Raw genomic sequence first — 23,451 nt, forward strand, 5'->3', positions numbered from 1 at the left:
TGATTGTCGCCGCCCATCCTGGTACTCACCCCTCGCGGTGAGCCGGACTCACACCACCGGTCCAACGCGAAGTTCATGCGCAGGGGCGATGTGGTCCAGCGGCCGGTTTTCTACGGTGCTTGCTGGACATGGCGGCATCATTGAAGTGGAGAACGAACGTGACGGCACGAGAGCTGCACCGGTGGAGCGGACTTGTGGCAGGACTGGCGATAGCACTGGCAGGATTGCCTGCGGCTGCGGCCGAGCAAGCGCCGTACCAGATGGAGCTGGACGCGGTGGTCCGAGCAGGGGCCGTTAACGCCTCGGCCGAGGTGGTGAGCGCAGGCGCGAGGTGGCAGGGTTCGAGCGGGGTCCGCGATCTGCGTACTGAACGGCCGGCGCCTGTCAACGGGCGAGTGAGGATCGGCAGTACGACGAAAACGTTCGTGGCCACAGTGCTGCTGCAGCTCGTCGGCGAGGGGCGGCTGCGTCTGGAGGACTCCGTGGAGCGCTACCTGCCGCAGCTCGTCCCGAACGGCGACGCCATCACGGTGCGGCAGTTGCTCTCCCACACCTCAGGCCTGTTCGACTACCTCGAGGATCAGCAGGCGGTCCCCCTGACCGGGGCCGCCTTCCTGAAGCAGACGCGCTTTCGCACGTTCAAGCCGCACGAGTTGGTGAAGATCGCCACGCGGCATGAGCCCTACTTCCGTCCCGGTGCGAGCTTCCGCTACTCCAACACCGGCTACGTCCTGGCCGGACTCCTCATCGGTAAGGTGACCGGTCGCCCGTACGGCGAGGAGATCGAGCGACGCATCCTGCGTCCGCTCGGGCTGACCCAGACGACCGTTCCCGGGACCTCGACCGCCGTACCCGGCCCCCACCCGCACGGGTACCTGACCCTAGGGTCGGGCGATTCCGTGGAGAAAGTGGACGTGACGAGGCTGAACCCGTCGTGGGCGTTCTCGGCCGGTGAAATGATCTCCACGCCGCGCGACCTCAACCGCTTCTTCCAGGCGCTGCTCGGCGGGAAGCTCCTGGGCCCTGCCCAGCTCCAGACGATGCGGACAGCCGTAGCCATCGATCCACAAGGTGTCGCGTACGGGATGGGGCTGTGGTCGCAGACCCGCCCATGCGGGGCAAAGGTATGGGGTCACGGCGGCCGGCTCCCCGGGTACAAGACCACCGTACTGCGTTCCGATGACGGCGAGCGCGCCCTTACCCTGGCGTACAGCCCGTCGACAGCGAACGGGGTGCCGGAGTTCCTCGCCTCCGAGGAACTGATCGACAAGGTGTTTTGCGGGAAGCGGTGACAGATTCCAGACGCCTGCACGGGCTGACGTCGTCCCCGGCGTACGCTCCGGTGACCGGCGCGCTGCTCGGCTTCGCGGCGGTCGTGGAGTTCGTACGGCCGGGCGAGCCGTCCTTCGAGCTGGCGCCGTTCGGATGCGTGGTCGTGTCCACGGCGTCCCTGATCTGGCGGCGCGCTCATCCTGTCCCTTCGGGTCTGATCGCGGTGGTCGCGGCGCTGCTCGCCTATGCCCTCGCGCCGGAGATTCCCGTGTCGGTGGCCGTGGCGGGCGCGACCGGTGTCTACCTCCTGGCCAGGCACCGGGTGATCCACCCAGCTCTGCTGTCGGTCGTGGCGGTGGCCGGGTTGGTGACGGCCACCATCGCCGGTCGCGGTGCCGAGCCTCTGCGGGTGGTCACCGAGCCGCTGGCACCGGCACTGGGACTGCTGGCGGCCGTGGCGGTCGGCGAGGCCGTGTACGGCAGGCGCGAGGCGCACCGGCAGCGGGACACCGCCCTTGCGCGGCTCCTGGAGATCCAGGCCGAGCAGGCAGCGAGTGCGGAACGCGCGAGGATCGCCAGGGAACTGCACGACGTCGTGGCCCATTCGGTCTCGATGATCGCGGTCCAGGCGGAGACGACGACCTACACCACAGGGGAGCTGCCGCCCGCGGCCAGGGACGGACTCCAGCAGATCGCAGTGTCGGCCCGGACGGCGCTCGCGGAGTTGCGGCAGCTCCTGACCGTGCTGCGCGGGAACGCGGTATCCCCTGTCGGAACCGCCCCGCAGCCGACCCTCGCCGGGCTGGATCAACTGCTCGCCCAGCACCGTTCGGCGGGTGGAGCGGTGTGGCTGCACGTCGACGACAAGGGTGCCCCGCTGGCCACAGTGGTGGAGTTGTCCGCGTATAGGATCGTGCAGGAGGCCCTGACCAACGCGCGCAGGCATGCACCCGGCGCAACGGTGAGCGTGAACATCTACCCCAGCGGTGACGACCTGGTCGTACGAATCACCGACGACGGGTCCGGGACCACCGGGCTGGAGACGCGTGGAACCGGGCACGGTCTCATCGGGATGCGGGAACGCGCCGCGCTGCTCGGCGGAAGCCTCAGCGCGGGCCCCTCGCCCACTGGTGGTTTCGCTGTCATCGCCCGGCTGCCGATCAAGGGAAGGACTTCGCTGTGACTATCCGGGTGCTCGTGGCGGACGACCAGCCCATCGTGCGCGCGGGGTTTGCCAGCCTGCTGTCCACACAGTGCGACATCGAGGTGGTGGCGGAGGCCGGCGATGGCGAGGAAGCCGTCCGCCTGGCCGCAGAGCACCGTCCCGACCTCGCCCTGCTCGACATCCGGATGCCGCTGATGGACGGTATCGAGGCCACCCGCCGCATTGTGCGAGACGCGAGCGAGATCAAGGTCCTGATGCTCACCACCTTCGGCCTGGACGAGTACATTTACGGCGCACTGGCGGCGGGAGCGAGTGGCTTCCTGCTCAAGGATGCCACCTTTCCTGAACTGCTCAACGCCGTACGCGTGGTGGCCGGGGGCGAGGCGCTTCTCGCCCCCTCCGTGACCCGGCGGCTCATCGCCGAGTTCGTCAGGCCTGGCCGCCCGATAGCACCGGCACGGGAACTGTCCGACCTGACGGAGCGGGAAAAGGAGGTGCTCATCCTCATCGCGCGCGGGCTGTCCAACGCGGAGATCGCCGCGCATCTCACGCTCACCCATAACACCGTGAAATCGCACATCAACCGGTTGTTCCGCAAGTTCGACCTGCGCGACCGCGCCCAGGCGGTGATCCTGGCCTATGAGACGCGGCTCGTCATTCCGCTCGACAGTTGATGTGCTCTGCATTGATCGTCGCCCGGAATGAGGGCAGGCTTCGGCAAGCGCCGCCTGCACGAGCGTCTTACGGCGGCTCGTGACAACAGCCGGTTCCTGGACAACCGCATCGCTGGGCTGGAAGCCCAACTTGCCGACCAGATCGGTCTCGACGCATCGGGTGAGACATGCCTCTGATCCCTCTCCGCGATCTTCTGAAGGATAGGGACCACACCTGATAGGTGTAACTCGTTCGTTCTGAGTGACCGAAGCGATCAAGCCATGAGGGCGTCTTCGTCCGGGCAGCGGACTTAACGGAGGCGGTCACTCGTCCTCGTCGGCTGGCTGGTCGCCGCAGGGGGGGCCGATTCCTCCGGAGATTGCCTAGATCGTGATGGGCCCGGGATGATGGTGACGCCCTGAAGTTTAAGTTCAGGTACTGGAGAACGGATGAGTGGCGGTTTCGAAATGCCTCGCCGATTCAGGCTGGTCCGGAACAGGATCTATTACCACTGGGATGATGTGCGGGAGAACATGCGCGCCGCTGTCGGTCCCCGAGGGGATGGCTCGCGGCCGGAGTTGCGGCCTCATGGGCAGTCTTGATCGTCGCGTTGACCTATCTGTTTCTTCCGGACCCAGCCCTACCGGGCGTTGGCCGAAGCACGGTGCAGGTTCGGAGGTAGCATGATGATCGCGAACATGATCTTTAGGCCGCCCGATAGCAAGCGCAAAGCGGCCTTGGCGATCAGGCAGTGAGGGTGAGGTGCCCAGCAGATTCCGGACAGTCGGTTACATAAGGAGCCGCAGGAAAATTACTGGGCGCTTTGATCTGGTGCGGTTGTGGTCTGGGCGAGGGCTAAGAGCGCCTAACGCAATGAAGTGAGGCGCCGCCAGCAGATAAGTGCGCAGGCCAGCTTGAGGAAGGCTTCGTGGATGTCGGCGCGGACTTCCCAGCGGATGCGCAGGCGGCGGAAGGCGTGCAGCAGGGCGAAGGTCTGCTCGACGACCCATCGCTGTTTGCCCAGGCCGGAGCCGTGTTCGGTGCCGCGTCGGGCGATCAGCGGGCGGATCTGCAGCTCGCGCACCAGGGCGCGGTACTTGTCGTGGTCGTAGCCGCGGTCGGCGAGCACCACGTCGGGACGCTGGCGAGGCCGGCCGCGCTTGCCGCGCACCTTCGGGATGGCCTCCAGCAGCGGGCGCAGTTGGGTGACGTCGTTGCGGTTGGCGCCGGTCAAGATGACGGCCAACGGGATGCCGGTGGCGTCGGTGATCAGGTGGTGCTTGCTGCCGGCCCGCCCTCGATCGACCGGGGATGGGCCGGTCTGCGCCCCCCTTTTAACGCTCTGATCTGCGAGGAGTCCACCGCGGCGCGGGAGAAGTCGAGCACGTCGGCGGCCCGCAGCCGATCGAGCAGTATCTCGTGCAGCCGCTGCCACACGCCGGAGGCGTTCCACTCGGCCAGCCGCCGCCAGCACGTCATGCCCGAGCCGTAGCCGAGTTCCTGCGGCAGGTGCTCCCAAGCGATCCCGGTGTGCAGCACGAACAAGATGCCCTGCAGCGCCAGCCGGTCATCCAGCCGCTTGCGTCCCGGATGCCGGAACCGCCGCTGACGCTGCGGCAACAACGGCTCGATCACCGCCCACAGCTCGTCGCTGACCTCCCACGGCTTCAGCCTGGCCACCCGCTCTCCTCCCGCTCGGCTACAGCGAGAGATCAAAGCACAACAAAGATCATTCTGTTAGGCGCTCTAAGAGATCCGTGAGCGAGACTAATCCGGTGTCGATGGATTTGATGCGCGTGTGGTGCTGGCTCAGCAGGGGGCGGATCTCGTCGAGGGCGCGGTAGATCGTGCCGCGGCTGGTGTCGATCAGGGCCGCGAGGGCCTTGACGCTGGGGCGTAGTCGTAGGTGGAGCACAGTGGCCAAGACGCGGAGGGCGAAGGGCAGTTGTGGAGGGCGGCCGGTGGGCCGGGCGGATCCGGTGCGGTCGTGATATTGCTGCTCTTTGGCCTGGTGGATGCCTTGTCGTAGGCCCTCCAGGGTGGTGGTCAGCTGGGCGAGGTCCGCGCGTGGCATGCCGGTCAGCAAGGGATGGGTCAGGAGATGCGGGTCGCATGGAGTCAGCTCGGCGGCGAGTACGCGCAGTGGCCTTGGTGCTGGTGGTTTCCGGCGGGGTGGCCGTTGGATGAGCGTGTGGGTTTCTGGATTTGATCGAGGCGCCAGCGTGTAGTTCCAGTCGCCGTGGAAGTGGTGTCGGGTGAGGGGCAGGGCGGCCAGGTCGGTGTCGCTGATGGTCACGCCGGTGCGGTAGGAGCCGGCGTCGAGTTCGGCGTGCACGCTTAGTCCGGTGTCGGTGGTGGTCGCGCTGATGGTGTTGACGATAACTTCGTGGCTGGTCAGCGAGCGACCTCGCCAGTTCAGCGTGATGTGGCAGAACAGCCGGTGCTCGATGGCGTTCCACTTGGAGGTGCCCGGCGGGAAGTGGCATACGGTGATCTGCAGGCCGGTCTCGGTGGCCAGGCTGGCGAGTTCGGCCTTCCAAGCGCGGCGGCGGTAGCCGTTGGAACCACCCGCGTCCGCGGTGATCAGCAGCCGTCGCGCGGTGGGATAGGTGCTCTGGCCCATCGCCTGCCACCAGCGGCGGATCGCGGCCACCGCGAACGCGGCCGTGTCATGGTCGGTGCCCACGCTGACCCATCCGGCGTTGGCGGCCAGATCGTAGACGCCGTACGGGATGGCTGTGCCCACCGCAGCGGTGGGAAAATCGTGGACGTTGACCGGCGTCGGCGCGCCCGTCGGACACCACTCACGACCGGTGTTGGCGAACTCCCCGATCAGTTCCTTCTTCTTGGTGTCGACGCTGATCACCGGATCCCCGCCGATCCGGTAGGACCGCGCCTGCTCGTTGATGTAGCGGAACTGGGCGTCACGATCAGGGTGCTGCTTGCCTTCGCGGATTCTGGCGTTGCCCTGCAGGCTGAAATGCTCTGTTCGCAGCAGACCGGCCACGGTGTCCGCGCTGATGCAATGCCCCTGACGAGTCAGTTCGGCCGCGAGGTGGCGGGTCGACTTGGTCGTCCACCGTAACGGCGAGTCCGGATCTCCGCGCATGTCCGGCTCGACCAGCGCCAGCAGCGCCGCGCGTACCAGCGGCGCGGTCTGGGTGATCGGCTTTCGGCCCCCGCCTGCACGACGGACCCGGCCCAGCACCGGCGCACCATCGGCAAGTTCATGTAAGCCTCGCGAGACCGTGCCCGTGCTCACCCCCGCAGCCCGGGCGACCGCCTGGATTCCCCCATGCCCGTGCATCTGGGCTTCGGCCCCCATCAGCAGCCGCCGCTGACGCTCGTCCAGATGAGGAAACAGCAGCCGAAACTTCACCGCCAAGGTCGCCGAGCCATCCCGCCCATCGCCCATACCCACACCATGACAGGCCTGCCCCGACACGCCAGCCTGCCGAGATCAAACCAGCTACTAGTTTTCCTGCGGTTCCTAAGCTGACAGAAGTCTGGAAGAGGTAGGTACGTGACGAGACGTCGCAGGCAGTTCTCGCCGGAGTTCAAGGAAGAAGCCATCCGCATGGTGCTGGAGGGCGAGCGGACGGTCACGTCGGTGGCGCGCGAGTTCGACATCAACCCCAGCACCCTGGGCAGCTGGGTGAGCCGCTATCGGATCGCGCACGAGCAGGACGAGCAGCCGCCGGTTGCCTGACCGGACCAGGCCCGGATCCGGGAGCTGGAGCGGGAGAACGCCGAACTGAGCGAGAAGCTGGCGTTCCTGAAGAAGGCGGCCTTAGATTCAAGGAGTCAAGGCAACACGTTGGGCCGGGGTCCGGTAGCCGAGGCACTTGCGGGGGCGATCGTTCAGGCGGGCGGCCAGGGCGTCAAGGTCGGCTTGGCTGTACAGGCTCAGATCGATGCCTTTCGGTAAGTATTGCCGGATCAGTTTGTTCGTGTTCTCGTTCGTGCCCCGTTGCCATGGGCTGCGTGGTGCCGCGAAGAAGACGTCGACGCCGGTCGCTTCGGTCAGTAGCCGGTGGCCGGCGAGTTCCATGCCGCGGTCCCAGGTCAGAGTGCTGAGCAGGTGAGCATCCATCCGTGAGAACGCCTGCTGCAGAGCCGGGATGACGGTCGTGGTGTCACGGGCTGGGTAGCGCGACCAGGGTCAGGTAGCGGGACTTGCGGTCGACCAGCGTCGCGATTTGGCTGTTCTTGGCTCCGACGATGAGCTCGCCTTCGAGGTGGCCGAGCTCGGTCCGGGCGTTGGCTGCCTCAGGTCGTTCCTCGATCGGCCGCGCCCCGGTGATCTGGGAACGCCACTGGCCCTTGACCGTGTTCTTCTTGTTCTTGCGGATGGGGCGGCGTGTGCGCAGTTTGGTGCATAGCTCACGCGGGATCAGCTTCCAGCGGGTCGTGGAGATCGCGCGGTAGATGCCTTCGTGGCTGATCCGCATGAGCGGGTTGCCGGCGTGCATCAGCCGCAGATATCCCACGATCTGCTCCGGGGACCACTCAATGTCGAGCAGTGCGATCACCAGCTGGCGCAGCCCCGGGTTGTCCTGCAGGGCGGACGGTTTTGGGCGGCGTGCCTGCTCTTGAGCGCGTTGCTCAGCGGCGAGAGCACGGTACTTCGCCCGGCCGCCGTTGCGGGCGACCTCCCGGCTCACCGTGGATGCCGGACGGCCGATCGATACAGCGATCGACCGTAGTGAGGCTCCAGCGTCGAGGCCGCGAGAGATCGACTCCCGCTCCTCGGCGCTCAGACGGTCGGCCCGGCGCACCCGCTCGGCCGGCGCGAAGCCGCCATGGTGCTTCAGCACCGTGAAAACCGATCCCGGAGGCTTGCCCAGCGCCCGGGAGATCACGCTGATGGAGTCACCGGCGCGCCACCGCCGCCACAGGTCCTCTTTCATCGCGTCCGACATTCCCGGCCGACCCATCCGAGCCACGATCTACCCATCCACGAGCAGTGTTGCGTTGATCGTTTCGGAACCTGTCAATTTGAGCAAGGCAGTTGAGCTGGGCTAATTGTGTGTCGTCTTCTCTGTGGCGTCCTTCGGTTCGTTGGTCTTGGGCTTGTTGATCCAGGCGGGTACGGGAAGGTCGGGCGGGGTGGGCAGACCGCCGCTGGCGAATCGTTCGGGGTGTGTGGCGTAGGCGGTGGTCAGGACGGCAGCGCGCCGGTCGCGGATGGCGGCGGCGCGGCCGTAGTGCACATCGACGGGGTGGTGGTAGCCGATCCCGGAGTGGAAGTGATCATGGTTGTACCAGGCGTAGAACTCCTGGCAGAAGGCGCGGGCGTGTTCGATGGAGCCGAACCGGCCGGGGAAGATGGGGCAGTACTTCAGTGTCTTGAAGCTCGCTTCGACGTGCGGGTTGTCGTTGGAGGTCCGAGGCCGGGAATGAGAGGCCACGCCCAGGTCGATGAGGAGTTCGGCGAGGGTCTTGGAGGTCATCGAGCTGCCGCGGTCGGCGTGCAGGGTGAGGGTGCCTGCGTCGATGCCGTGCTTGCGTGCGGTGGCTTCGATGAGGTGTCTGGCCAGGTCAGCCGATTCGCGGGAGGCGACCATCCAGCCGACGACGTAGCGGCTGAACAGATCGATGATCGTGTAGAGGCAGTACCAGACGCCCTTGTCGGGGCCGCGGAGTTTGGTGATGTCCCAGGCCCAGACCCGGTTGGGGGCGTCGGCGACCAGCTCGGGCACCGCCCGGGGCGGATGGGTCGCCTGCCGGCGCCGGTCGGTGCCCACCTCGCCGTGCTGGCGCAGGATGCGATACATGGTCGACTCCGACGCCAGATACACGCCCTCGTCGAGCAGGCTGTAGTAGGCGGTGGCCGGGGAGGCGTCGGCAAAGCGCTCGTTCAGCACCGCGCGGACCTGGTCGCGCTCGGCCGGCGATAACGCGGCCGGGTGCGGCTTGCGCGGCCGGGCGGGCCGCACCGGAGCCGGGCTCTGGCGGTGGTGGCGATACCAGGTCGCCTGCGACGCCCCGGTCGCCGTGCAGGCGTTGCGCCGCCCCAGCAGCGGCACCAGTTCCTCGATCGCCTCGGCCTGGGCAGCCTGGAAGGTCTCGGTCACTGCTCGCCCCGGCCCGGCAGGGGCTCGCTGCTGGTGGCGAGCTGATCCAGCAGCGCGAAGAGCTTTCCCTGCACCTCGATCACCTGACGGGTCTGGCCAAGCTCGGCACGCAGCCGCTCGACCTCCGCCTGCAGCTTCTCGATCTCCTTGTCACGCGGGTCGGCCTTCGGCCGTCCGACCGGACGTGCCAGCGCCTGCTCCGCACCGTGATCCCGCGCGGTGCGCCAGCTGGAGATCAGCGACGAGTACAGGCCCTCCCGGCGCAGCAACGCGCCCTTGCCCGCCTTGTCCAGACGGTCGTACTCCTCCAGGATCCGGGCCTTGTAAGCGGCGGAGTAGGAACGCGGACGCCCTCGTTCACGCACCTGAGGATCAGGAACCTCCGGATCCGGCTTGCTTGCTCCCACGAAGGGATGTCTCCTTCCCCACCCTCAGCACAGAGTTTCATGCCTATTTGCTACCTCTGTCCATTTTGGCAGGGAGGGTTTGAATCTAAGACGCTGGACATACTGGCCAACGGCAACGCCCGGGTCGGAGGCTGAGCAATGCTGCGTGACGCTACCCCTCCGACACCAGCGCCGCCGAGTGGGCGCTGCTGGAGCGGCTGCTGCCGCCGGCCCGTCAGATGATGGCGGCGGCGAGGGTCATGAAGACCTCGTGGATGTCGTCGCGGATCTCCCAGCGCACGCGCAGGCGGCGGAACCAGTCCAGCAGTGCGATCGTCTGCTCGATCACCCATCGGTGGACGCCCAGGCCGGAGCCGTGCTCGGTGCCGCAGCGAGCGATGATCGGCTTGCCCCCGGCGGCCCAGACCAACCGCCGGTACGGCAACAACGGCTGGATCCGCGCACAATTCATCCGGCACAATCCACGGTGGCTGTGTGCCCTTCTTCACATCGTGATCAACTGGGAACCGATCACCAGTAGTCTTGCTTGGGTATAACTCGACGAGATCGCGGGCGCCGGAGCCGGACGGCATGGTTCCTTACTGCTGGTTGCGGTATTCCGCGAGCAGAAGGTCCTGCTGTTCCTCGTGCTCGTTGATCTCTTCCAGAAGCCGGCCCTGAGTACCCGGGGCCGTGCTGCGTAGCCTCGTTACAAGAAGACGAAGGAAGTCCCGCATGACACCCAAACAGCCCACGACCGAGCTCGACGCCCGCTACAGCTCCGCCCTGAACCCGCGCCCGGGCGCGGAGAACGTCACCGCCACTGACTGGGCCGAGGCCCAGCGCCGGCTGCAGGCCGCCGAGATCTTCTGGATCACCACGGTACGGCCGGACGGCCGGCTGCACGTCACGCCCCTGATCGCCGCCTGGCACGACGGGGCGCTGCACTTCAGCACCGGGCCGGGCGAGCAGAAGGCGAAGAACCTTTCCGACAATGCCCACTGCGCACTCACCACAGGCCACAACACGCTCTCCGAAGGCCTCGACATCGTGATCGAGGGCACGGCGGAGCGGGTGACGGACCCGGCGCGGCAGGAGGAGGTCATCGCCGCGTTCGAGGCGCAGTACGGCGACCACATCACCTCTCCGGAGGGCACCTTCTACGGCTTCGGCGACGGCATCCGCAAGGGCAACGTCCTGCTGTTCGCGGTGGCCCCCGGCACGGCGTACGGCTTCGGACACGACAGCCAGGTGTTCAGCCACACCCGCTACACCTTCTAGCCGGCTGCGCACAAGGAAGCCTCTTGCCGCCAAGGGGGAAGAGGCTCGCGCGTCAGGCCGTGCTGCTCCGGCAGGTCACAGCGCGCTGAAGACCTGCGGGAGATCGAGGACCTCCTCCCAGCGTTGCTGGGCCCGCTCCAGCCAGGTGTGGGTGGAGGCGAGCCGGTTGCTCAGATGCCGGCACACTCGGGAACACGCCTCCGCCTCGGGGTGCAGACGCGTGTGCTCACTGGCGAGGCTGGGGTGGGGCTTGTCGCCGTAGCCCTTGACGAGATCAGCCACTCTCGCCGGCGACAGGAAAAGCTTGGCCTCGGGTATGGGCCCGGTGTCGAACTCCCCGGCGACGTACGCCACGGGTGGCACGGCGGCGGCCCTGCTGGTGCCCTTGACGGATGGCCTTCCCCTCGTAGCGTGGAGACCGAACCGGGAGAGGTTTGGTCGTGGCAGCAGTCACGCGGCGGCGCTTTGATCCGGAGTTCCGGGCGGGCGCGGTGCGTATCGTGAAGGAGACCGGCAAGCCCGTCGCGCAGGTGGCGCGGGATCTGGGGATCAGCCCGTACACGCTGCACAATTGGGTGCAGATGGATCGGCTGGACGAGCAGTACAACGGCAACGGGGGCAAGGCGCTGGAGGAGTCGGAGCAGGAGGAGCTGGCCCGGCTGCGGCGGGAGAAGGCCGCGCTGGTCAAGCAGCACGCCCAGGAGAAGGCTGCCTGGGAGAAAGAACGCGAGCAGCTGGAAGACGAGCGTGACGTGCTCAAGCGTTCGGTGGTCTTGTGGGTCAAAGAGGCGATGGGCCGATAAGCGTGGCGGCCTTCATCAGCTCCCAGAAGACCGAGCACGACGTCGACCACACCGTCTCCTGCCGGGCGCTGGGCGTCTCGCAGTCCTGGTACTACAAGTGGAAGAACCGCATCGGCCAGGAGACGCCGACCGCCCGGCAGCGCCGGCGAGCCGACCTGGATGCGGAGATCACCCGCTCGTTCGAGGCGTCCGGCGGCACCTACGGCTCGCCGCGCATCGCCCGTGACTTGCATGAGGCGGGCTGGCGGGTGTCGGAGAACACGGTCGCGGCGCGGATGGCCGAGCTCGGCCTGGTCGCCCGTGTGCGGCGCAAGCCGCGCTCGCTGACCCGCCAGGGCAAGCGGCCGGCCGCCCCGGATCTGGTGCGGCGGAAGTTCACCGCGGTCGCCGCGGACGTGCTGTGGTGCGGCGATGTGACGCAGATCGACACCGGCGAGGGCAAGCTGTATCTGGCCACGGTCGAGGACCTGTTCTCCCGCCGGCTGCTCGGCTACGCCATGTCCGGGCACCACGACGCCGCGCTGACCTGCGCCTCACTACAGATGGCGGTGGCCACCCGCGGCGGCGACGTGAACGGGGTGATCTTTCATTCGGATCGCGGGTCGGAATACACGGCTGCCCGCTACCAGGAGCTGTGCCGGCGCCTGGGCGTGGTCCAGTCGATGGGCCGCGTGGGCTGCGCGCTCGACAACGCCGCGGCCGAGGCGTTCAACAGCACGCTCAAGGTCGAGTACGTGCACCGCCACCGGTTCCGCACTCGGGCCGAGGCCCGCCTGAAGATCGCCACCTGGATCGCCGACTTCTATAACACCACCCGGCGGCACAGCGCCAACGACGGCCTGCCGCCCATCACATTCGAACGTCTGATGATCGAGAAGAGACAAGCCTCATCGGCCCTGCTGAGGACCGCTGTGGCATAGAACCGTCTCCACGGTTTCAGGGGATTGACACGGAAGAGATCCAGGCGTTGTCGAAGGTGTCGGCGGCGACGCAGATCGCGATCTCGTCGTCGGGTCCCTTGTCGAAGCGGGAACCGTGCTCACCTTCCCCGAGGGCCGTTTCACCCGGGCGCGGCGTAGCTCCTCGCCCTTCTGCCAGACCACGTGCTCATGCTCGGCGTCGCGGCCGCATTGGTCGGGGTGGTAGTTCACCCGGCACCAGGGCGTCCAGGGTAGGCCGCCCGGCCGACGACATGCCCTGGCGCTACCTGCCGCACATAACGCCCTGGCAGACCGTCTACGCCTCCTTCGCGCACTGGCAGAAAGACGGCATCTTCGACCAGCTCACCAGCCTGCTCCGCCGCCACGTGCGCACCGCGGCGGGACGCAACCCCGAACCCACAGCCGACATGATCGACACCCAGAGCATCAAGACCACCACCAACGTCCCAGCCGCCAGTCAGAGCCACGACGCCGGCAAGAAGATCGCCGGCCGCAAGCGCAGCATCGTCACCGACACCCTCGGCCTGCTGGTAGCGGTCCTCATAACCGCCGCCAGCGTGTCCGACAGCGCCGCCGGATCACCTCTCCTGGCCACAATCGCCGCAGCTCAGCCCACCCTCACCAAGGCCCAGACCGACAACGCCTACCGCACCACCGTCATCAACGGCGCCGCCAAGGCGGGCATCGACATCGAAGTCGCCACCCGCGACCCCGCCACCAGAGACTTCACCCCGCCGCCCCGCCACTGAGCGGCCGAACGCACCCTCGGCCGGCTCATGCTCCACCGCCACCTGACCCGCAACTACGAAACCCGGCCCGACCACTCCGAAGCCACGATCCACATCGCCATGATCGACCTCATCACCCAACACCTCACCGGCCAGAACCCCCACCTGGCGCGGCACCTGAACCCGGAACCAGACAGGACTCAACGCCCACTCAGCCTCTGTAGCCCTGACGATGCATTCAGGGAGCGGGACGCGTATACGGGCTCCCCACCGAACCAGCCCCAGGCGTAGAACATGCCCGCCCCCATCAGGGCTCCCATGGCACATGCAGCGGAAGGCCCGACATCCAGCCAGAGCGGGCCCGCTCCCCCCGCAACGCCTATGAACACCAGTAGCGGTCTGGGGAGTCGGTAACGGACGGTGGCCGGCCGACGTCGTCCCTCCTTGTCCCACCGCCACGGGAAACCGCTGCGCAGGGAGCCTGCCGGCCATAGGCGAGTGCCGTCGGGCAAGATCACGACCGCCCTGCGCGTCAGTCCGGTGCCCATGCGCACCTTCACCCACGCGTTTGCGCGCATGTGATCTACGGCGGGGTCCCAATACATGCGCTGTACCCACCGCGCCTTGTCGTCCGATTCGGACAACAGCACCAGATAGGTCGCATACTGATTGGGACGGAGCCGACCGAATGGGGTGAACCCCACCTGCAAGGAGGTAGCCCGCCATGAGCGCTCCGGCGCACGGGCGGCACGCAGGTTGAGCTGCAGTCGCACAGCCAGCGCCAGCAGCATGACCACGAAAGAGACGAGTACGACCAGCAAAGCGAGCCGGGACTGGTCTCCCGGGTAGGGGAAGGCATCCCTCAGGGGAAAGACCAGCTCGCCGGTCCCGAGAGGATCGGCACGGATCTGCAGAATGTCGTTGAGCTCCAGTGCCTGATCTTCGCCCGTCTGTACCACAGTGACGTGGGCCCTTCCCCTCGCATCGGTCCAGGCCAGATCCGCAAGGACGACCTTGTCGTCGTCATCGACGTAGAGCCCGTGAACCGCCGCGATCGTCCGAAAGGTCGCATCCGCATCGTTCTGTGCGGTCCGCACTACAGACACCCCTAAGAGCGCCCCGGCCACCAGAATCCCGGCGGTGAACCCGAGCAGCGACACCACAGTCGTCCGCTTGACCGCATGCTCGTTGCGATCCCGCAAGGCCCCTCCTTGTTCCCCATATGCCGCGAGGATCGCACGGCATATCACCAGCCTGCCGCCCAAGAGCCCTTCCTGTTGCCTCTGAACAACGCCAATTTCGCCCGTTTCCTGCCAAAAAGAACGCCGGGAATCTGTTGATCTTGTGAGGGTTGGCGCAAGGCGACCGCGTCGGCCGACTTCTCATACCTGCGGCCTGAAACCGTCACCCGTCCCGAGTGATCGTGCACGATCGCGGCGCTGGTCGAGGGACTGCTTCTTAGATCGGGTGCGGAGCCAGATGATCAGGGCGGCCAGGGTAACGGTGCCGAGGAAGATGCAGGCGCGTTTGTCGTAGCGCGCGGCGACGGCGCGGAAGTTCTTCAGCCGATTGATCGCCCGTTCAACGACGTTACGGACCCTGTAGCGTTCGGCGTCGAAGCCGACGGGCCGCGCCGGCGCCGGCGCCGGTGGAGCTGATTGGCGCGGGAGGAGCAGGCCTTGTCCGCAGCCAGGCTGTGAGGTCGGGTGCGCAGGCGTCCCGAGGTCCAGGTCTCCATGACGTTGTCCACTACCGAGGTATGACGGCGTACATCCGCCCTTCGCACTTCAACGCGATCTACTTACACATTGTCGCCGCTGGAGGGCGAGTGGGGCCGTGTAAGGGCGTCACTACTGACGCTGCAACCCCTGACCAGGGAGTGGGCTACGCCCGCCCGAATGCCTCGTCGCGCCGCCCGGCACGTCGGCGTCTCCGGGGCCTTGCAGGGCTCCATCGAGGACGCGGTGTCACGAGGAGCCGGTCGCCGTGGCAGGAAATCGGCGAACAATTGCAGATTTTCTCCTCGCTGCGCCGCTCGCAGCTGTTGGAGGATGTCGATGGCCTATCTCCAGATTCCGCTTCACGGATCAGGCGGCGAGCCATGGTGATATCGCAGCGGTTGCTGCCTGAAATCAATGGAGAGGTGGACCGTGGCCGAGGCCCCGGATGAGGCGGTCATGAGCGCGCGAGCTCGGGCACTGCTCGACCAAGGGATACGGCTCTCGGAGCTGGATCGCGCGGCGGAAGCGCTCGTTGCCGAGCAGGAGGCCGTCACCATCTACCGGCGCCTCGCCGCCATCGAGCCGGGCACCTTTCGGCCGCTTCTCGCTGACGCCCTGGCAAGCATCGGCGTGACCTTCTCGGAGCTGGACCGTCCGGCTGACGCCCTGGCCGCCGAGCACGAGGCGGTCTCCATCCGTCGCGAACTGGCCGCGGCCGACCCCGACACCCACCGTGCCGACCTCGCCAAGGCCCTGGCCAGCATGGGTGCGACCTTGTCCGCGCTCGACCGCTGGGCCGAAGCCCTGCCCGTGGAGGAAGAAGCCGTCGACATCCTCTGGCAGGGGGTGGCGGCCGATCCCCAGAGCCACCTTCCCGACCTCGCCAAGACTCTGAGCAGCGTTGCTGTGACGTACGCGGAACTCGGCCGCCTGGGTGGGGCGCTCGACGCCGGCAAGGAGTCCGTGGCCCTCTTCCGGCAACTGGCCGCCACGGACCCCGGCGCTTACCGGGCCGATCTCGCGACAGCACTGCTCAACGTCGGCGCGCAGCTCACGGACCTCGACCGCTGGGCCGAAACCCTGCCCGTGGAGGAGGAAGCCGTGGTCATCCATCGGGAGCTGGCCACGGCCGATCCCGACCGATACAGCTTCGATCTCGCGGACGTACTGACCAACTTCAGCCTGACCCTCGCGGCACTCGACCGCACCGCCGACGCACTCGAAGTGGAGCGCGAAGCCGTCGCCGTTCGCCGCCGGCTGGCGGCGAACGGCTCTGACCATCACGGCCTCCACCTCGCCATTTCCCTGGTGGCCCTCGGCGCAAGGCTCTCGGATCTGGGCCGCACTGCCGAAGCCGTGCGTGCCGGGCAAGAGGCGGTCGCCATCCTCCGGCGACTGGCGAGGACCGACCCCGAGAGGCACCTGCCCAACCTCGCCACTACCCTGATGAGCCTCGGTGCGGCGCTGTCGGCAGGCGACCGCTGGGCCGAGGCCATGGCCGCCGAACAAGAGGCCGTCGATCTCTTGAGACAACTCGCGGCCACCGGCCCGGATCGTCATCGTGCCAGTCTCGCCACCGTGCTGACCCATCTTGGCGTGACCCTCTCGGAGCTCGGCAGGTCGAGCGAGGCCCTGAACGCTGAGCGGGAGGCTGTCGCCATCCGCAGGCAACTGACGGCGGCCGACCCCGATCGTTACCGCCTCGACCTCGCCGATTCACTGAACAACCTCGCCGTGAGCCTCTCGGAACTGGGCCGGGAGAAAGAAGCAAGGCAGGCGTTGGACGAATCGGAATTCATCCGTGAAAACCGGTAGGCACAGGAGCGTGCCCACCGGGCGAAGGCCCTGCCCCATCACGAAGAGTCCGATGGGCGTCGGCACAAATCGAACAGGCTGGAACCGCGCAAAGAGGCAACGGGCTGAGGATCGCGCTCGACGGCCTGGCCGGGATCTCCGACGAGACGGTCAGGCGGCAGTTCGCCAGGAGCGGCAGGAAGCGGGCTCGCTGCGCGGCAAGGCGCAGGAGACTGGGACGCTACCAGCAACGCTCTCCATAGCGATGGAAACGGGGGAAATCCCTGGTAGGGGCTGCCTGGGCAGGCGCATGCCGCACATCCGCCGTCTGTCCGGCCCTGCCGGTGGACGCGCGTGCCGGCAGAAGTGAAGCTGTCATGCGCCGTAGCTGAAAGCCGATAATCGGCGGCCATGGCATCGCCCGACGTGGCCGAAGCCGCGCTGAGTGGTGTGCTGAACGGCCGGAGTCGCCGCACGACTATCGACATCTTTCGTATAAGGAAGGGAACCCAAACTCATGCCTCAGGGGAGGTATCGCCCGTCCCGCACCACATCTGCGTCGGGATTCATGGGGACGCTCGTCATCCTCATGTGCTCCATGTTCATGACGGCACTGCCGGCTTCGGCGGCGGTGACGAAGCAGTTCACCTACACCTGTAGCGGGTCACCGTTCACGAACACCTCGATCACGGTGGGGCTCAGCGCACCTGACTCCGTGACGGCGGGCCAGACCTTCGACCTGACGGTCAACATCCCGGCGCTGACGCTGGCGACCGCGCCAGCCGCCGCCACCACCGTGCAGGCGGCCTTGGCCCTCACACCGACGGGGGGCACCAGTTCGGACACCGCCGCGAAGCCAGGAGCGACGGTCACCACCGGACAGACCGCCGTGCCCGCCGGCCACGTCACGTACCGGATCACGGCGGCCACCGGGACAACGGCGAAGGTCAGTGTCAAGCCCGGCGAACTGAAGCTGGCCCTGGCCAGCGCCTCAACCACCGCTACGACCTGCACCACGACGTCCACCGAAACTTTGGACGTGCCGATCGGCACGGGCGGCGGCGACACCGATGACGCCATCGTCACCTACGACTGCACCGTCCCCAGCGCCACCGGCTACCGCGCCGAACTGGACGTCAAGGTCGTCATGACCACGCCCACCAACGCCACGGCCAACGCCGACGTCCCGATCACCTGGACCGGCACCGTTCAAAGCACCGGCGACCCCCTCGAACCCCCCAGCGGACTCACCCTCACAGGCGCCAAGCTCTTCGCCACCATCAAGGCGAGCGGCGCGGGCTCCCCCGCGACCGCGACGGGCGGGGCCCCACTCAGCGTCACGGCCGGCTCGGACATCACCACACTGCCCAGCGTCACCATCAAAATCAAGCCGACCACGACAGGGACCGTGTCACTGACCGCGGGCGACCTCGCCATCGGCACCACCTCGACCTCACCGGTGATCAAGTGCACCGCCGCGACCACCGGCCTGAAGACGTACACCTTCTCGGTGGCCGGCGGCTCGGCCAGTCCGAGCCCGTCACCCAGTGAAACCCCCACCACGACCCGTACCACCACGGTGACCGTCACCCCGCCGGCCAAGAGCCCGGCGCCGAGAAAGTCCCGGACGCCCAAGGGATCCGCGGACACCGGGGCCGGTGGCACGATGGGACCTGACGGACGGCTGTTCATCCTGACCGGCGCCGGCCTGGTCACCGCCGCCGCGATCGGCGGGTTGCTCACCCGCCGCCGTTCCCGCAAGGGCTGAGGCGAAATGTGGAGTCATGACCCGTACAGCGGTGGGCCCGCCCCGGCTCCGCCACCTGACAGGGGTGGCGCCGCGCTCAGGACCGTCCTGATCCTGGCCGCCGTCACAGGCGTGGCGGCGGTGGCGGCGGGGCTGCTGATCGTCCTGCAGTCCCCCGGCGAGTACGGCCTGCGGAGCACCAGGGACACCCTGAACCTGCAGGCGCAGCCGAACCAGAACGGCCAGCCGGAACAGGCCCTCTTCCAGGCGCCGGCCGACGTGCCGCCGCCGTTGCCGCAGATCACACCGGCATCCCCGATGCTGCCCTCCACCCCGACAAGAATCGTGATCAAGAAACTCGGCATCGACGCGCCGATCAAATCGGTGGGCCTGGCCAAGGACGGCACGATCGAGGTCCCCCCGGCCGACAACGTCAACCTGGTCGGCTGGTACCGGAACATGTCCACCCCCGGCGAGGCGGGGCCGGCCGTACTGCTCGGGCACAAGGACACGCGTGCCCGCAACGGTGTGTTCGCCCGGCTGAAGGAGATCAAGAACCGCGACGTCATCGAGGTCGAACGTCAGGACCAGACCACAGCGGTCTTCACCGTCGGCGGTGTGGAACAGGCGGACAAGAAGGCCTTCCCGACGCAGCGCGTGTACGGGCCTCGGGACAACGCCCAGCTCCACCTCATCACCTGCGGCGGCGACTACGACCGGACCACCGGCCACTACACCGACAACATCATCATCTACGCGACGATGACGGGCTCCCACCGAAGCTGAGCACGGCCGCCAGGGCAGGCCACCACCACGAGGACGTGGTACGGGGGAGAACGCTCGGCTCCCTACCGAACCCGGCCTCGCGAACCTGCGAACGGATCAGGCGCTGGCGGCCGCGCGCCACCGCGCGAGGATCGCCGTGTCGTCGTGGTCCCCGCGCCAGGCGGCTTCCTCGGGAATGGCGAACGGCAACCAGTCGTCGTACTCCGGAGCGCCGGGAGCGATGTCGCGGGTCCCCTCGACCCGTGTCCCGTCCGGCAGCGTGGTCGGCTCAGCGACGCGAAGAACCCCGCCGGCCAGCATGATGGCGGTCATGAGCAGCGTCCCTTCCGTCCCACACGTCACCTTCCCTCCCCCAGCATAGCGCGCGGGCCCGAGATCGCGCGCGGGCCCAAGATCGCGAGGGAAGCCCTTCACCCGATCCCGTAACGGCCCGCGAGCCACCCATAGGCCTGCTGGGCAGCGTACTCGTCGCCGAACAGCATGATCAGTCGCCGCGCACGCCTGGTGAGAACGCACGCGAAGGCCTCAGCGAAGAGTTCGGCCACGTCCTGCTGGTAAGGAGGGGCCAAGTGCTCCGCGCGAAGCGCGTGAAGCCCGGCCCAGAACTCGCCACGTGACGGCATCCCGTCCAGGTGGTCGGTGGCATGCCCGAGCTCATGGCCCGCCACGCTCACCGAAGGAGAAGGCACACTCCCGACTCCGATCCTGCGCCGGTTGGGGTCGTACACGCCGGCGCTGCGCTCCCAACCTCCCTGCTGCACCGGCAGCTCGACACCACGTAACTCCTCAAACCCGCGCAGATCCGGCACGGCCCCGGGACCGACCACGACGCCGCCGGTCAGATGAGCGGCCAGTCGCACACCCAGCGCACGCGGCACAGCGGCCAGCGTCATGATGGCCAGCAGAACCTCGGCCGGCGGGAACGTACCGGAATCCCAGGCACGCACCAGCCGCTCCTCAAGCGCGCCGACATCCATCCAGCCCGGCCGTCCCCTGCTCTGGCTGGCCACGCCTCTCCCCCATTGCCTCAAACTCGACCTGTCGGCCGCTCCCGCGTTCGGGCTCAGGCAGCCACGACTCGCGAGAACGGGTTCAATGATCGCGAACTCTAGCGGCGCCGGCAGCCACACGCATCCGTCACTTGTGATGGCATCGGGGCTTTTGGAGCGTCGGAGGGTTCGAGAGCCACTGCGCTCTACGGTGTGGCCTACGGTGTGGCTTTTCAAGCAGGCGCCTGTACATTGTAGATCTCTAGCTCGTTCGGAGCCTGCTTATGTGGAAATCCGATCGGGCCTTGCGGGGCTGCGCGTTGTCGCCACAAGCACGAGGGGCCGATTCAGTCACGTCAGGTCCCCCTGCCCCGCGGTGGGTTCGAGGCCCCTCGTCTCAAGTTCGTGACGGGCTCCTACTGCGGCATCAGCCGCAAGGCGGACTCCGGTGCCGTCTACTGCGACGACTATCGCACGGTCGCCTTCAAGCTCGGCAGCTCATGGCTCCTCGGGCGGCGAACGCGGCTTCCGCTCCCGCCTCGGCCGAGGGATCCAGGTGGCAGGTGCCCTCGTCGAGGATCACGACACGAGCATCCCGGGAAAGGTAGGTACGGGCGAGGGCGACGAGCTGGAGTTGCCCGCTGGAGAGGTCGTCTGCATGCCGGATGTCACCGTCGTAACCGCCCACGTGCGCCACGACCTCGCCCAGCCCGAACAACTCGGCAACGTGGTCAAGTTCGGGGTCATCCGCGTCGGGAGCGAGGTAGGTGAGGTTCTCCCGCAAGGTCCCGGCGAAGATGTTCGACTCGTGCGGAACCAGGACGATCGCCCGGCGCAACCAGACCGGCGAGAGATCGTTGACCTCCGTCCCCCCGATGTGCACGGTGCCGAGCTCTGGCCGCTCCAGGCCGGCGACGAGATTGACCAGCGTGGACTTGCCGATGCCGCTGGGGCCGGCGATCACCAGGTGCTCACCCGCCGGGATGGTGAGGCTGAGCCCTGCCACGACGGGCGTCGCCAGTGCGCCGTAGCGGAACGTCACTCCCTCGAGCCGGATTTCGGCGCCGTGCGGGGACACGGTGCCGGTGTCCGTGGTCACGGACACCGGCTCGGCCGAGGCGTCCGCAAGACGGCGCAGCACGACGGAGAGCTGGAGCGCCGCGTTACCCACCACCTGGACAACGAGCCGCAGCGCGAGTTCGAGGCCAGAGATCAGATAGGTCACCGCGCCGAGGATCTCTCCCACCGTCGCCTGGCCGGATCGAACAAGGTACGGGGCCGCCAGCAGTGTCACCACCGAGCACCGGCGAGAACTATCGCGCCCTCGGCACGTTCCCCAAGCAGGTCGGGGACGTGCCGCCGTTTCCGGCCCGCAGGCTCAGCCTCGCCCAGCGGCGGGTTCTCGCGGCCACCTTCGCCACCGCGGCGGTGGTCAGGTCACCTTCGGCCAGGACATCACACTCAATGAGGCGCGGTTCGTGCGCGACCTGCAGCTCAGCGGACCGATCAAGCTCACCCCGGACGGCGGTGCCACCGCCACGCTCCGCGCTGAGACTGGCGGGCGCACTCACGAGGTACCGCTGACCTGGATGCCGTTCTCCACCCACCTGTTCCTGTCCGGCGCCTTTGACGGCATCCCCATCTCCTAAGCCCGATCTGGAAGTCGATCACGTAACTCTGCCGCGGGTTGCAGGCCCCTCCTCTTGATCGCGTCGCTTCCCACCGAAGGACGGCCAAGGTAAGGAGGCTCGCTCGGCAACCAACTCACCAGACAGCATCCCGGCTCGGACCTGAAGAGGACGAGCACGCCGGTCGTCGCCTGGGTGGTGGCCGAGAATGGCCCTGTGGCAGGCAAGGCTCGAAGGTGCGCAGGAGCAGGCGACCGTTTCCGACCGGGTCCACGGCGCGGCGGCGGTATTGCTGGGCGGCGTGTGGGATGGGGGCGTATCGAACACGCAGGCGTGCCGTCCAGCGGGAGGCGCTGGCGTCGGCGGTGATTCCCGCAGCGGCCGCGGCGTGGATTCAAGCGGATGCGCGGCGGGCGCGATTGACGGCGTGCGGCGTGGTGGTGTGGGCGGGGCTGCGGCGCCGGACGATGCGCCCTTCACGGCAAAGGGGTCAGATCCACCTGCGGGACCCAGACCCGCGCATCGGAGTGCGACGGAAGCTCGGGTGCCGGCAGATGTTTCAGCAGGGTGCGGAGCAGTGGTCGTGGATTGCGCCGGTGCCAGACCACCGACCAGGGCAGGAGCGGTGTCGGGTCGACGATCGGAATGCGGCGCAGGCCCGTGCCGGCCGCGTCGATGCTCATCTCGCCGAGCCCCACCGCCGCCTTCTCCATCAGGAACTGCTCCACGAGATGCCGCTGGCCGATGGCCGGGGCGTTGAACCGCAGCGGCATGCCGAACCGCGTGGCCAGCCGTTGAAGGTAGCCGCGCCACTCCGCTGCGCCCGCCGGGTCGGGCATCGCGATGCCCACCTCGCGCAGGTCGGCGGGCCGCAGCACGGTCCTGTCCGCGAGGCGGTGGTCCTTGGGGACGAAGGCGTGGATCGGTTCCAGATGCACCAGCCGGTACGCCAGTTCGGCGGGCCACGGGGCAGGTGTGTCGTGGACCCGGCCGAACGCCGCGTCGATCTCCTGGCGGCGCAGGGCCGGCAACGCCGGTGACAGGCCCTGGCGCATGCCGAGTTCGACACGTACCCGGGGGTCGAGCTCGCTCACCCGGCGCACCAGCCGCAAGGGAGTGAACCGCTCGTCGTACACGTCCACCCGCAGCGGCTCGTTCGCCACGTGGACTGCGCCGATCGCCCGGTCGAACGCGGCCACCGCCTCGACGGCGTGCGGCAGCAACAGCCGCCCCGCCTCGGTCAGCTGCACGGCGCGGGTGGTCCGCGCGAACAGCGGCACCGCGAGCGCCTGTTCCAGCTGGCGGATCCGCTTCGACAACGCCTGCTGGCTGATGAACAGCCGCTGGCCGGCCCGCCCGAAGTGCAGCTCATCCGCGGTGACGATGAACGCGCGCAGGCCCTCAATGTCCGCTTCCATGACCATCAGCGTGGATTCAAAACCACTGGTTGTCAATGTGGCCACGATGGCTGTTGGACAT

General features: G+C 67.7%; 25 protein-coding genes and 1 pseudogene. 13 read left to right on the forward strand and 13 right to left on the reverse strand.

The genetic code is table 11. The features are described from left to right. Positions 1-194: 194 nt before the first annotated feature. From HD597_RS03630 to HD597_RS03645, 4 genes are read left to right on the forward strand one after another with little or no spacing between them, the layout of a single operon-like run. On the forward strand, positions 195-1,292 hold the full coding sequence (locus HD597_RS03630) for a serine hydrolase domain-containing protein (RefSeq protein WP_253740246.1): 1,098 nt from the start codon (positions 195-197) through the stop codon (positions 1,290-1,292). Beyond that, positions 1,289-2,455, forward strand: a complete 1,167-nt coding sequence (locus tag HD597_RS03635; protein WP_253740247.1) for a sensor histidine kinase — start codon at positions 1,289-1,291, stop codon at positions 2,453-2,455. Before HD597_RS03630 ends, HD597_RS03635 begins: the two co-directional genes overlap by 4 nt. After that, positions 2,452-3,111: a response regulator gene (locus HD597_RS03640; RefSeq protein WP_253740248.1), complete on the forward strand. Its 660-nt coding sequence runs from the start codon at positions 2,452-2,454 to the stop codon at positions 3,109-3,111. The genes HD597_RS03635 and HD597_RS03640 overlap by 4 nt, the downstream gene beginning before the upstream one ends. Before the next feature lie 27 nt (positions 3,112-3,138). Further along, the gene (locus HD597_RS03645) at positions 3,139-3,288 is read left to right on the forward strand and encodes a hypothetical protein (RefSeq protein WP_253740249.1); all 150 of its coding nucleotides are present in this window, start codon (positions 3,139-3,141) and stop codon (positions 3,286-3,288) included. A 668-nt stretch (positions 3,289-3,956) separates the two neighbouring features. On the opposite strand, the gene HD597_RS03650 is transcribed toward HD597_RS03645, so the two are convergent. Both HD597_RS03650 and HD597_RS03655 read right to left on the reverse strand, forming a co-directional pair. Continuing rightward, a protein-coding gene (locus tag HD597_RS03650; RefSeq protein WP_372513317.1) for an IS5 family transposase occupies positions 3,957-4,771 on the reverse strand; the annotation gives its coding sequence in 2 pieces (ribosomal slippage) (positions 3,957-4,417 and positions 4,417-4,771; 816 coding nt in all). 49 nt (positions 4,772-4,820) lie between these two features. Continuing rightward, the gene (locus tag HD597_RS03655) at positions 4,821-6,506 is read right to left on the reverse strand and encodes an ISAzo13 family transposase (protein ID WP_276082681.1); all 1,686 of its coding nucleotides are present in this window, start codon (positions 6,504-6,506) and stop codon (positions 4,821-4,823) included. A gap of 108 nt (positions 6,507-6,614) precedes the next feature. Between HD597_RS03655 and HD597_RS03660 the strand changes: the two genes are divergently transcribed. Further along, positions 6,615-6,800, forward strand: a complete 186-nt coding sequence (locus tag HD597_RS03660; protein WP_253740250.1) for a transposase — start codon at positions 6,615-6,617, stop codon at positions 6,798-6,800. Positions 6,801-6,887: 87 nt separating this feature from the next. On the opposite strand, the gene HD597_RS03665 is transcribed toward HD597_RS03660, so the two are convergent. The 4 genes from HD597_RS03665 to HD597_RS03685 all read right to left on the reverse strand — a co-directional run bounded on the left by HD597_RS03665 (position 6,888) and on the right by HD597_RS03685 (position 10,026). Beyond that, on the reverse strand, positions 6,888-7,184 hold the full coding sequence (locus tag HD597_RS03665) for an IS30 family transposase (RefSeq protein WP_253740251.1): 297 nt from the start codon (positions 7,182-7,184) through the stop codon (positions 6,888-6,890). 43 nt (positions 7,185-7,227) lie between these two features. Continuing rightward, complete coding sequence (locus HD597_RS03670) at positions 7,228-8,001, reverse strand: IS30 family transposase (protein WP_253740252.1); 774 nt, start codon at positions 7,999-8,001, stop codon at positions 7,228-7,230. 111 nt (positions 8,002-8,112) lie between these two features. Next, positions 8,113-9,575 (reverse strand): IS3 family transposase gene (locus tag HD597_RS03675; protein ID WP_372513329.1). Its coding sequence is split into 2 segments (ribosomal slippage): positions 8,113-9,236 and positions 9,236-9,575, totalling 1,464 coding nucleotides; the frame shifts between segments, so codons are not numbered across the junction. 214 nt (positions 9,576-9,789) lie between these two features. After that, on the reverse strand, positions 9,790-10,026 hold the full coding sequence (locus HD597_RS03685) for a transposase (RefSeq protein WP_253740253.1): 237 nt from the start codon (positions 10,024-10,026) through the stop codon (positions 9,790-9,792). 263 nt (positions 10,027-10,289) lie between these two features. Here HD597_RS03685 and HD597_RS03690 point away from each other — a divergent pair, with 263 nt between their 5' ends. Further along, complete coding sequence (locus HD597_RS03690) at positions 10,290-10,835, forward strand: pyridoxamine 5'-phosphate oxidase family protein (RefSeq protein ID WP_253740254.1); 546 nt, start codon at positions 10,290-10,292, stop codon at positions 10,833-10,835. A gap of 75 nt (positions 10,836-10,910) precedes the next feature. Here HD597_RS03690 and HD597_RS03695 read toward each other — a convergent pair whose 3' ends face one another. Then, entirely contained in the window at positions 10,911-11,189 is a 279-nt protein-coding gene (locus HD597_RS03695; protein ID WP_253740255.1) for a hypothetical protein, read from the reverse strand. An 86-nt stretch (positions 11,190-11,275) separates the two neighbouring features. Here HD597_RS03695 and HD597_RS03700 point away from each other — a divergent pair, with 86 nt between their 5' ends. From HD597_RS03700 to HD597_RS03710, 3 genes are all read left to right on the forward strand, one after another. Beyond that, the gene (locus HD597_RS03700; protein WP_253740128.1) at positions 11,276-11,638 is read left to right on the forward strand and encodes a transposase; all 363 of its coding nucleotides are present in this window, start codon (positions 11,276-11,278) and stop codon (positions 11,636-11,638) included. Positions 11,639-11,640: 2 nt separating this feature from the next. Beyond that, the gene (locus HD597_RS03705) at positions 11,641-12,558 is read left to right on the forward strand and encodes an IS3 family transposase (protein ID WP_253740213.1); all 918 of its coding nucleotides are present in this window, start codon (positions 11,641-11,643) and stop codon (positions 12,556-12,558) included. A 272-nt stretch (positions 12,559-12,830) separates the two neighbouring features. After that, positions 12,831-13,328: a transposase gene (locus HD597_RS03710; RefSeq protein ID WP_253740256.1), complete on the forward strand. Its 498-nt coding sequence runs from the start codon at positions 12,831-12,833 to the stop codon at positions 13,326-13,328. 179 nt (positions 13,329-13,507) lie between these two features. Here HD597_RS03710 and HD597_RS03715 read toward each other — a convergent pair whose 3' ends face one another. Both HD597_RS03715 and HD597_RS03720 read right to left on the reverse strand, forming a co-directional pair. After that, positions 13,508-14,509 (reverse strand): hypothetical protein, encoded by a 1,002-nt coding sequence (locus tag HD597_RS03715; RefSeq protein ID WP_253740257.1) that lies wholly within the window; start codon positions 14,507-14,509, stop codon positions 13,508-13,510. 267 nt (positions 14,510-14,776) lie between these two features. Beyond that, positions 14,777-15,027, reverse strand: a pseudogene (locus tag HD597_RS03720) (IS5/IS1182 family transposase); the annotation flags it as partial. A 430-nt stretch (positions 15,028-15,457) separates the two neighbouring features. Between HD597_RS03720 and HD597_RS03725 the strand changes: the two are divergent. The 3 genes from HD597_RS03725 (at position 15,458) to HD597_RS03735 (ending at position 19,355) form a co-directional block, all read left to right on the forward strand. Continuing rightward, on the forward strand, positions 15,458-16,843 hold the full coding sequence (locus HD597_RS03725) for a tetratricopeptide repeat protein (RefSeq protein WP_253740258.1): 1,386 nt from the start codon (positions 15,458-15,460) through the stop codon (positions 16,841-16,843). A gap of 547 nt (positions 16,844-17,390) precedes the next feature. Then, entirely contained in the window at positions 17,391-18,590 is a 1,200-nt protein-coding gene (locus HD597_RS03730; protein WP_253740259.1) for a hypothetical protein, read from the forward strand. Positions 18,591-18,596: 6 nt separating this feature from the next. Beyond that, complete coding sequence (locus tag HD597_RS03735) at positions 18,597-19,355, forward strand: class F sortase (protein ID WP_253740260.1); 759 nt, start codon at positions 18,597-18,599, stop codon at positions 19,353-19,355. Positions 19,356-19,451: 96 nt separating this feature from the next. On the opposite strand, the gene HD597_RS03740 is transcribed toward HD597_RS03735, so the two are convergent. The 3 genes from HD597_RS03740 to HD597_RS03750 form a co-directional block, all read right to left on the reverse strand. After that, positions 19,452-19,667 carry a hypothetical protein gene (locus HD597_RS03740; RefSeq protein WP_253740261.1) on the reverse strand — a complete coding sequence of 72 codons (216 nt, stop codon included), beginning with the start codon at positions 19,665-19,667 and terminating at the stop codon, positions 19,452-19,454. 98 nt (positions 19,668-19,765) lie between these two features. Then, the gene (locus HD597_RS03745; protein ID WP_253740262.1) at positions 19,766-20,365 is read right to left on the reverse strand and encodes a hypothetical protein; all 600 of its coding nucleotides are present in this window, start codon (positions 20,363-20,365) and stop codon (positions 19,766-19,768) included. 463 nt (positions 20,366-20,828) lie between these two features. Beyond that, positions 20,829-21,638, reverse strand: a complete 810-nt coding sequence (locus tag HD597_RS03750) for an ATP-binding cassette domain-containing protein (RefSeq protein WP_253740263.1) — start codon at positions 21,636-21,638, stop codon at positions 20,829-20,831. A 184-nt stretch (positions 21,639-21,822) separates the two neighbouring features. Between HD597_RS03750 and HD597_RS03755 the strand changes: the two genes are divergently transcribed. Beyond that, on the forward strand, positions 21,823-21,993 hold the full coding sequence (locus HD597_RS03755; protein ID WP_253740264.1) for a hypothetical protein: 171 nt from the start codon (positions 21,823-21,825) through the stop codon (positions 21,991-21,993). Positions 21,994-22,448: 455 nt separating this feature from the next. On the opposite strand, the gene HD597_RS03760 is transcribed toward HD597_RS03755, so the two are convergent. After that, positions 22,449-23,390 carry a LysR family transcriptional regulator gene (locus tag HD597_RS03760; protein ID WP_253740265.1) on the reverse strand — a complete coding sequence of 314 codons (942 nt, stop codon included), beginning with the start codon at positions 23,388-23,390 and terminating at the stop codon, positions 22,449-22,451. Positions 23,391-23,451 lie beyond the last annotated feature (61 nt).

The organism is Nonomuraea thailandensis, assembly GCF_024172165.1.
Lineage (GTDB): Bacteria > Actinomycetota > Actinomycetes > Streptosporangiales > Streptosporangiaceae > Nonomuraea > Nonomuraea thailandensis.